Origin of the sequence: Apibacter mensalis (assembly GCF_001418685.1) — a bacterium.
Classification (GTDB): Bacteria; Bacteroidota; Bacteroidia; order Flavobacteriales; family Weeksellaceae; genus Apibacter; species Apibacter mensalis.
This window is the reverse complement of the sequence record NZ_LIVM01000020.1, coordinates 1-7079: the sequence shown is the minus strand read 5'-3', so window position 1 is coordinate 7079 and position 7079 is coordinate 1. Positions and strand designations below refer to the sequence as shown.

The following is a 7079-nucleotide window of genomic DNA, read 5'->3' as shown; positions in this document are numbered from 1 at the left end:
AAGAAGAAGTGAGTAATATAAAAACAACAGAAAAATAAAAAAAAGAAATGAAACATAGTGTTATAACAGAAGATATCTTAAGTAGCGTGACAAAAGAAGAAAGTTCTCACAGTGTCACTATTGGTGAAAATTCAGACAGTTACACAAAAGGTAATAATTCCCACAGTGTGACGATGGGAGAAGATGCATACAGTTACACAAAAGGGGATAATTCCCATAGCGTGACGATGGGGAGACATGCATGCAGCTTCACAATAGGCGAAAACTCTCACAGTGTCACTATTGGTGAAAATTCAGACAGTTACACAAAAGGTAACAATTCCCACAGTGTGACGATGGGGAGACATGCATGCAGCTTCACAGATGGCAAAAACGCTCACAGTGTGACGATGGGAGAAGATGCATACAGTCACACAATAGGCGAAAATTCCGTATCCTGCGCCTTAGGGTACGATTCAAAAGTAGCTACTAGAAAAGGATTTGTTGTTATAGCAGAATACGAGGAAGATAAAAAAACAATAAAGAAAATACACGCAGCTAAAGTAGGGGAAGAGATATTAGGGGTGGTAATAGATGCAGATGTATTGTATGGTTTTGACGATGACGGAATATTTACAAAATTTTAAAATAATCACACCATGGAAAATAAAACCAACCTGTATAAAAAACTTTTTCAGGTAAAATTAGAAATAGGTAAACTTTTAAAAAATGAGGTAAACCCCTTTTTTAAATCGAAATACTTTGATGTTAATCAGCTCATTGAGCACGTTGATCCACTATTACACAAAAATAACCTTCTTCTTCTGCAGCCCTTAAAGGATAATAAAGTAATATCCACGATAACAGATATAGATTCGGGCGAAAGTGTAACCAGCGAAATAGAATTACCTGTTTTTCAAGATCCTCAAAAAACAGGTTCCGCAATTACCTATTACCGCAGGTATAGCTTGCAATCTCTTTTAGGTTTGCAGGCCGAAGATGATGATGGCAATAAAGCAACTCAAAATGCGCAAGAAAAACCCCGAATTACCCAATGGTTATCAGAAAAAGAATTTCAAGAAGCGATAAGCTCAACGGATATAAAATACCTAAAAGAATTCGGTGTACAATGGAATACAGCACCTAAGGGGATGAAAATTCAATATAAAGAAGCTATAAGAGAAAAAATAAAGGAATTAAAAAAACAAATAAAATGAGTGTATCCGGTGAACTGGCAGCTCAATATTCAGAGCAATATTACTTAGAAAATCAACAAGAATACTTAATGAGTACTCAACAGCAAATGACAGAAAAAGATATTTTAATAGAAGAGCTTAAAAATAAGCAAAAAACATTAAGCTACTCTTCGTTAAAGCACCTTGATAGCCCAATAAATTTTATGAACTATTACTTGTCTCCCAAAAAAACCAACGAAGGGATGACCATGGGAAGTGTCATAGATACTCTAATTACTACCCCTGAATTATTCAATAAAAATTATTCAGTTTTAGAAGACGTCCCAACAACAGAATTGCAAGTTAATTTTTGCAATGCGGTAATTGAAAAAATAAAGGGTAAAGAAATAGATAAAAATTCACCCGATTTTGAAGCACTATTAGACGAAACATTTAAAGTGTTTTATAAAAGAGGAAGTAGGGAAAGCCTAAACCATTTAATACCTTATATAGATTCAATTTGCGAAAATAAGAAGGGTATCAGTGATGAATGTTACCAAAAATGCAAAGATATAAGTGAAAATTTACTATCGCAAGATGAAATATTAGCAGAATTAGAGCAAGTTGAAGAATTTCAAAAAACAATAGAATTTGAACATAAAGGATGGAAAATTAAAGGAATATTAGACGCTTTTCAACCTAAAGTTTTTTACGATTTCAAATATACGTCCGATAGCACCCCCGACAAATTTGAATATGACATGCGTAAATATAATTACGACCTTCAATTTGGGGTATATTCCTTAGGATTAATCATCCTTGGGTTAAGCCTTAATCCGAAATTCAAATTCATCACCTATGACGATAAATTTAACTACTCCATTATAGAGGTAGATGAAGGGTATTTAGATTACGCAATGAGAAAAGTTGATTTTAAAATTAACTGTTTAAATAAGATGATAGAGGAAAATGCTTTTAATAAATCCTATAATTTTTTTAGGTCTAAAACCAAATTTTATAAGCCTAAATGGATTGAAGGATTTGATAACGAAATATTCAAAGACAGGTAAACATTATGTACTACAACGCGGAAAACCCAATAGAAGCTCAAAGAGCTAAAGAATATTTTAATTGGTTAATTAAACATAAAAAAATGTTTGAACTAACTAAAAAACAACATTTTAGAAGTTTAAGTCAAAACAATTATTTGTATTTGTTATTAGGGTTTTTCGCATTGGAATATGGAGACACACTTGAATATATAAAACTGGAAATATTTAAAAAGAAAGTTAACAGGGACCTTTTCAAAACGGAATTTATAAACAGAAAAACAGGAGAAATACGAGAATCATGGAAAAGTACCGCCTCTTTAAACACTAAAGAAATGACCACAGCAATAGAAAGATTTAGAAATTATTCAGCAAAAGAATATGGGTTTTACTTACCTGAGCCCAAAGACTTAATTTTTTTAAACGAAATAAGAATTCAGATAGAAAACAATAAAGAATATTTATAAACCAAACCATGGAAATAGCAGGAAGAATAAAATCAATATCAGACATTCAAACATTTAGCAGCGGATTTAGAAAAAGAGAGGTGGTAATAACTACAGAAGAACAATATCCTCAGCATATATTAATCGAGCTTGTAGGAGAACGAACAGATATCATTAATTCATTTAATATAGGTGAAGATGTAAGAGTATCTATTAACATTAGAGGGCGTGAATGGGTAAATCCACAAGGGGAAACTAAATATTTTAACAGCATTACAGGCTGGAGAATAGAAAAATTAATTCCTGTTTCTTCTGGAATGGTACAAGAAAACCCTATGACATCACCTTACGCTCATGTATCTCCTGCGCCATATGCCCCTACTATGCAAGAAGAAGAGAAGGATAACGATTTGCCATTTTAAAAATAACAACAAAAAAATGAAAAAAGAAACAAAGCACAGTATTATAACAGAAGATATCTTAAGTAGTAGGACAGAAGAAGATAGTTCTCACAGTGTAGTCATGAGAGAAAAGACATACAGTTTCACATATGGAGATAATTCCCATAGCGTGACGATGGGTAAAGAGGACCACGGCTACACAGAAGGCAAAAACTCACACGGTGTAGTAATGGGAGAATTTGCAGGCATATCCACGAAAGGCGATAGCTCACACGGTGTCGCTATGGGAGAGTGTGCAGATATCGGAACATATGGCAAAAACTCGCACGGCGTCACTACAGGTAAAAGGGCAACCAATTTCACAGAAGGCGAAAACTCACACAGTATCACGATGGGGACGTATGCAGATAGCATCACAGAAGGTAAAAATTCAGTATCCTGCGCATTAGGATATGGTTCTATAGCGAGTGCTCAAAAAGGATTTATCGTTATAGCAGAATACGAGGAAGATAAAAAAACAATAAAGAAAATACACGCAGTTAAAGTAGGAGAAAAGATATTAGGGGTGGTAATAGATGTCGATGAATCGTATGGTTTTGACGAAAATGGGTTTTTCCGAAAAATTTAAAATAATAGTAATATCTGAATTTGTCATGAGTAAAAAAAGATACAAAAACCCCAACGAAATAATATTAGTAGTAATGAAAAAAGAAATGAGCATTGAGAAATATTATTTGCTGCTGGAAAAAATGAGAAAAGACGGATTTAAGGGGTGGAGAATACAAGGTTATGAATTAGGATTTTACCAAGAAGATAAAGGATATAAGGAGATTTAAACTTTATTTCAATGAAAACGCTATAAAACGAATCAGATTAAAATAAAAAAAATATGTTAAAAGAAACCTGTTATTTTTCGCATGATTGCAACGCTCGTAACGATGAAAAAATTATCGCCGTACGGATGAGGTATGGTGCGGAGGGTTATGGAATATATTTTATGATAATTGAAAGACTTTTGGAGAGCGCAAATTATATGAGTGTCAAAGATTACAACGTTGTAGCTTTTGACCTTCGTGTAGACGCAAAAAAAGTAAAAGAGATAGTAGAAGATTTCGGATTGTTTGAATTTTCAGAAGATAAAAAACACTTTTTTTCATCTAGTCTTAACAACCGAGTGTATCAATTAGATGAGATGCGTAAAAAGTTATCGAAATCAGGAAAAAGAGAAGCTAAAACAAAGCAAGGAATAAGCGACATTGAAGCTACCCTTAAGCCTCCTTTAAGCCTCCCTCAAACATTAAATGAAAGTAAAGAAAAAGAAATTAAAGTAAATGAAAACAAGGATTATCACACAAATAAAAAAGAAAAAATCCCCGAGCAGATAGTAATACCGAAAGCATTTGAGCCTATTTGGGAAGAATGGAAAGCATATCGCAAAGCCGCAAGAATTAAAAGTTACGCAGGTTCGAAATGGGAGCAAATAGCAGTAAATAGACTTATAGAGCTTTCAAAAGGCGACGAAGAACAAGCGCGTAAAATTGTAAATAATTCAATTAGTAATGGATGGACAGGACTATTTAAGCTAAAATCTGAAAATAACGATGAAAAAAGATATTCAGAAGCAGGAAATTACGAAAATAAGGTTAAGAGGATCGCTAAAGCAGATACCGCGAAAATCATTAGAGAACTTGCCAGAAATGCTGAAATGGGAAATTTGCTATAATCCGGTTACAATTGGCGAATTAATTTCCGAAAATGGAGTTCTCAATAAAATTTGTAGGTTATACTCGATCGCTGAAGACAAGGCTTGCCACGCAGATTGGACGTCTTGGTTTTTTGCCTCACCATTTAAAAAATTAACTTCTTTAGAGGTTTATGGCGCCCATGTAATGGCACTAAACGGAAATCTTTTAGATGAAGAGGGGAAAATGTTTAAGATATTTCAGGTTTTGTCCATAAAGCAAAGTGCAGAAATATTAAGGAGTTATGTTATTGAGAAAGAAAATAACGACAGGGTTTGGAAGGCAAAGCAAATCTTATCTCAGTTAACCCTAACATCAAAAACAGAAGATAAAATCCGCCAAGAAAAAGAAGAAATTTTACGCAATTATTGTGAGATTATTTTCAAAGAATTACAAGATATAGGATATACAGATAAAGCAACATATTTATATCCGATAATAAAGGATAAAATTAAAATTTCAAAGCAATTAGCTAAAAGATTATACAGGTATCAAGCGTATTTATTTTTAAAAAAAATTAAAAATAAAAAAGATATAAAAGAAAGTAAGTTGTTTGATGTCGGTTTTTTGAAAAACCCTTCCAACATTGAAGATTTAAAGAAAAAAATAATTACCGGTATACCCGTAGAATTTGTAAAGCAACAATGCAGAGATATTGTAGTGAGCAAATATTTAAAAAAATTTAATTCCTATCAATCCCTTTTATCGGAATTAAAAAAGCTTGAAAATCAATAAAAACAAAAACCATGGAAACATTAGTAAAAATAGAAAACAACAGAGCAGTAACTAACAGCTTGTTAGTAGCTGAGAAATTCAATAAAAATCATCGTGATGTAATACGCTCAATTAGAGACTTATTATCATCTGCGCAAAATTGCGCACATCTATTTATTGAGTCTTCATATATAGATACTAGTAATAGAACTTACCCCATGTACATAATGAACCGTGACGGTTTTAGTTTATTGGTGATGGGTTTTACGGGAGAAAAGGCGTTGAAATTCAAGTTGGACTTCATTAATGCGTTTAATGAAATGGAAAAAACTTTAAATTCAGATGATTACATATTAATGAGATCAAGGCAAATTCTTGAAAATAAGGTAGCTCAACTTGAATATAAGTCCGAACTACAAGCTCAGGAACTTAAAAAACAAGCGCCCAAAGTTGAGTATTACAACAACGTGCTTAACGCTGAAAACACTTATAATATTAATTTGATAGCCAAAGAATTAGGCATGAGTGCTAGAACATTAAACAAAATTTTAGCGGAAAAGAAAATACAGTACAAACAAGCGGGGGTATGGGTGTTGAGTCGAAAGTTTCAAGACAAAGGATTTACAAAAACCAAAACTAACCTATACATAGGTAGTGACGGGGTTGAAAGATCCTGCATGTTAACGGTATGGACAGAGAAAGGTAGGGAATTTATACACAACCAAATTACATTAAAAACAGCGTAATTTAATTTTATAAAAGCGAAAAACAAACACTGTTATTGTAAATAAATATATCAATGTCGGAAATAAAATATATAGAAAGCAAATCCAATCAAATGCAAATCCCCTCAGAGTATGAAATTTTTATGGAAATAATAAGAGCAGAAAAGATGGAAAAACAAATACAGGAATCTATAAATAGTATGGGGTATACAGTAGTAGAAAATTGTATAAAAATAAAGTACAACAATTCTTATGAAGAATTTAAAAAAGAAATTAAAGCAAATGAGAAAACAAGATTATAGACCAACAGGCGAAATAACTCATAAAGAAATAAAAATATCCAGAGAAAAAGCAATAAAGAATTTAGAAGTAGCGAAAAAAATAGAAAAAGAAAACATACTAAAAGGGAAAAGATACACCCGAGTAGATAAAAGAACTTTATTATTAAAATAAAATGCCCATAGATTATAAAAAATACCCTAAAAATTGGCTCTCGGAATTAAGGCCAAGAGTAATTAAAAGAGCTAAAAATAAATGCGAGTTCTGCGGAATAGAAAATTACTCTATAAAAGAAAACGGAACAAAGGTTATTTTAACGATTGCGCATTTAGACCATGATAGCGAAAATCATGAGGTTAAAGATGAAAGGTTAGCGGCGCTTTGTCAAGCTTGCCACTTAAAATATGATTTGTCAATGCATATTGAAAACAGGAAATATGGAAAAGAATTTAGAAAAAATCAACTTAAATTATTTTAATAATGATAAACTTAAAACATGCAGTAATAACTAAAATGACCGTGCAGTCGGTAGGTAATAAATTACGAGAAGAAAAAAATATCTATGCCGG

General features: G+C 32.4%; 13 protein-coding genes. All 13 read left to right on the top strand.

Features of this window, described 5'->3' with window-relative positions; translation table 11 throughout:
* Positions 1-335 precede the first annotated feature (335 nt).
* Entirely contained in the window at positions 336-626 is a 291-nt protein-coding gene (locus tag ASC36_RS10740) for a hypothetical protein (RefSeq protein ID WP_141656268.1), read from the top strand.
* Between the two features lie 12 nt (positions 627-638).
* The gene (locus tag ASC36_RS10000; RefSeq protein WP_055426358.1) at positions 639-1196 is read left to right on the top strand and encodes an ERF family protein; all 558 of its coding nucleotides are present in this window, start codon (positions 639-641) and stop codon (positions 1194-1196) included.
* Positions 1193-2224 carry a PD-(D/E)XK nuclease-like domain-containing protein gene (locus ASC36_RS09995; RefSeq protein WP_055426357.1) on the top strand — a complete coding sequence of 344 codons (1032 nt, stop codon included), beginning with the start codon at positions 1193-1195 and terminating at the stop codon, positions 2222-2224. Before ASC36_RS10000 ends, ASC36_RS09995 begins: the two co-directional genes overlap by 4 nt.
* 5 nt (positions 2225-2229) lie before the next feature.
* Positions 2230-2670 (top strand): hypothetical protein, encoded by a 441-nt coding sequence (locus ASC36_RS09990; protein ID WP_055426356.1) that lies wholly within the window; start codon positions 2230-2232, stop codon positions 2668-2670.
* 8 nt (positions 2671-2678) lie between these two features.
* Positions 2679-3071 carry a DUF3127 domain-containing protein gene (locus tag ASC36_RS09985; RefSeq protein ID WP_055426355.1) on the top strand — a complete coding sequence of 131 codons (393 nt, stop codon included), beginning with the start codon at positions 2679-2681 and terminating at the stop codon, positions 3069-3071.
* Positions 3072-3279: 208 nt separating this feature from the next.
* The gene (locus ASC36_RS09980; RefSeq protein ID WP_141656267.1) at positions 3280-3678 is read left to right on the top strand and encodes a hypothetical protein; all 399 of its coding nucleotides are present in this window, start codon (positions 3280-3282) and stop codon (positions 3676-3678) included.
* Between the two features lie 25 nt (positions 3679-3703).
* A complete protein-coding gene (locus ASC36_RS09975) occupies positions 3704-3886 on the top strand; it encodes a hypothetical protein (protein WP_141656266.1) in 183 nt (60 codons plus the stop codon).
* Between the two features lie 53 nt (positions 3887-3939).
* Positions 3940-4773, top strand: a complete 834-nt coding sequence (locus tag ASC36_RS09970; RefSeq protein ID WP_055426352.1) for a DUF4373 domain-containing protein — start codon at positions 3940-3942, stop codon at positions 4771-4773.
* The gene (locus tag ASC36_RS09965; protein ID WP_055426351.1) at positions 4748-5527 is read left to right on the top strand and encodes a hypothetical protein; all 780 of its coding nucleotides are present in this window, start codon (positions 4748-4750) and stop codon (positions 5525-5527) included. Before ASC36_RS09970 ends, ASC36_RS09965 begins: the two co-directional genes overlap by 26 nt.
* An 11-nt stretch (positions 5528-5538) precedes the next feature.
* Entirely contained in the window at positions 5539-6252 is a 714-nt protein-coding gene (locus tag ASC36_RS09960) for a Rha family transcriptional regulator (RefSeq protein ID WP_055426350.1), read from the top strand.
* Between the two features lie 53 nt (positions 6253-6305).
* Entirely contained in the window at positions 6306-6533 is a 228-nt protein-coding gene (locus ASC36_RS09955) for a hypothetical protein (RefSeq protein WP_055426349.1), read from the top strand.
* On the top strand, positions 6514-6684 hold the full coding sequence (locus tag ASC36_RS10735) for a hypothetical protein (protein WP_156332327.1): 171 nt from the start codon (positions 6514-6516) through the stop codon (positions 6682-6684). Before ASC36_RS09955 ends, ASC36_RS10735 begins: the two co-directional genes overlap by 20 nt.
* Position 6685: 1 nt before the next feature.
* Positions 6686-6988 carry an HNH endonuclease gene (locus ASC36_RS09950; protein WP_055426348.1) on the top strand — a complete coding sequence of 101 codons (303 nt, stop codon included), beginning with the start codon at positions 6686-6688 and terminating at the stop codon, positions 6986-6988.
* The last annotated feature ends 91 nt before the right edge of the window (positions 6989-7079 follow it).

Excerpts from the sequence above, each read along its gene's own strand:
- ASC36_RS09965 (WP_055426351.1), top strand. The coding sequence starts at position 4,748 with ATGCTGAAATGGGAAATTTGCTATAATCCGGTTACAATTGGCGAATTA.
- ASC36_RS09975 (WP_141656266.1), top strand. The coding sequence starts at position 3,704 with ATGAGTAAAAAAAGATACAAAAACCCCAACGAAATAATATTAGTAGTA.
- ASC36_RS09990 (WP_055426356.1), top strand. The coding sequence starts at position 2,230 with ATGTACTACAACGCGGAAAACCCAATAGAAGCTCAAAGAGCTAAAGAA.
- ASC36_RS09960 (WP_055426350.1), top strand. The coding sequence starts at position 5,539 with ATGGAAACATTAGTAAAAATAGAAAACAACAGAGCAGTAACTAACAGC.
- ASC36_RS10000 (WP_055426358.1), top strand. The coding sequence starts at position 639 with ATGGAAAATAAAACCAACCTGTATAAAAAACTTTTTCAGGTAAAATTA.
- ASC36_RS09950 (WP_055426348.1), top strand. The coding sequence starts at position 6,686 with ATGCCCATAGATTATAAAAAATACCCTAAAAATTGGCTCTCGGAATTA.
- ASC36_RS09995 (WP_055426357.1), top strand. The coding sequence starts at position 1,193 with ATGAGTGTATCCGGTGAACTGGCAGCTCAATATTCAGAGCAATATTAC.
- ASC36_RS10740 (WP_141656268.1), top strand. The coding sequence starts at position 336 with ATGGGGAGACATGCATGCAGCTTCACAGATGGCAAAAACGCTCACAGT.
- ASC36_RS09980 (WP_141656267.1), top strand. The coding sequence starts at position 3,280 with ATGGGAGAATTTGCAGGCATATCCACGAAAGGCGATAGCTCACACGGT.
- ASC36_RS10735 (WP_156332327.1), top strand. The coding sequence starts at position 6,514 with ATGAGAAAACAAGATTATAGACCAACAGGCGAAATAACTCATAAAGAA.
- ASC36_RS09970 (WP_055426352.1), top strand. The coding sequence starts at position 3,940 with ATGTTAAAAGAAACCTGTTATTTTTCGCATGATTGCAACGCTCGTAAC.
- ASC36_RS09955 (WP_055426349.1), top strand. The coding sequence starts at position 6,306 with ATGTCGGAAATAAAATATATAGAAAGCAAATCCAATCAAATGCAAATC.
- ASC36_RS09985 (WP_055426355.1), top strand. The coding sequence starts at position 2,679 with ATGGAAATAGCAGGAAGAATAAAATCAATATCAGACATTCAAACATTT.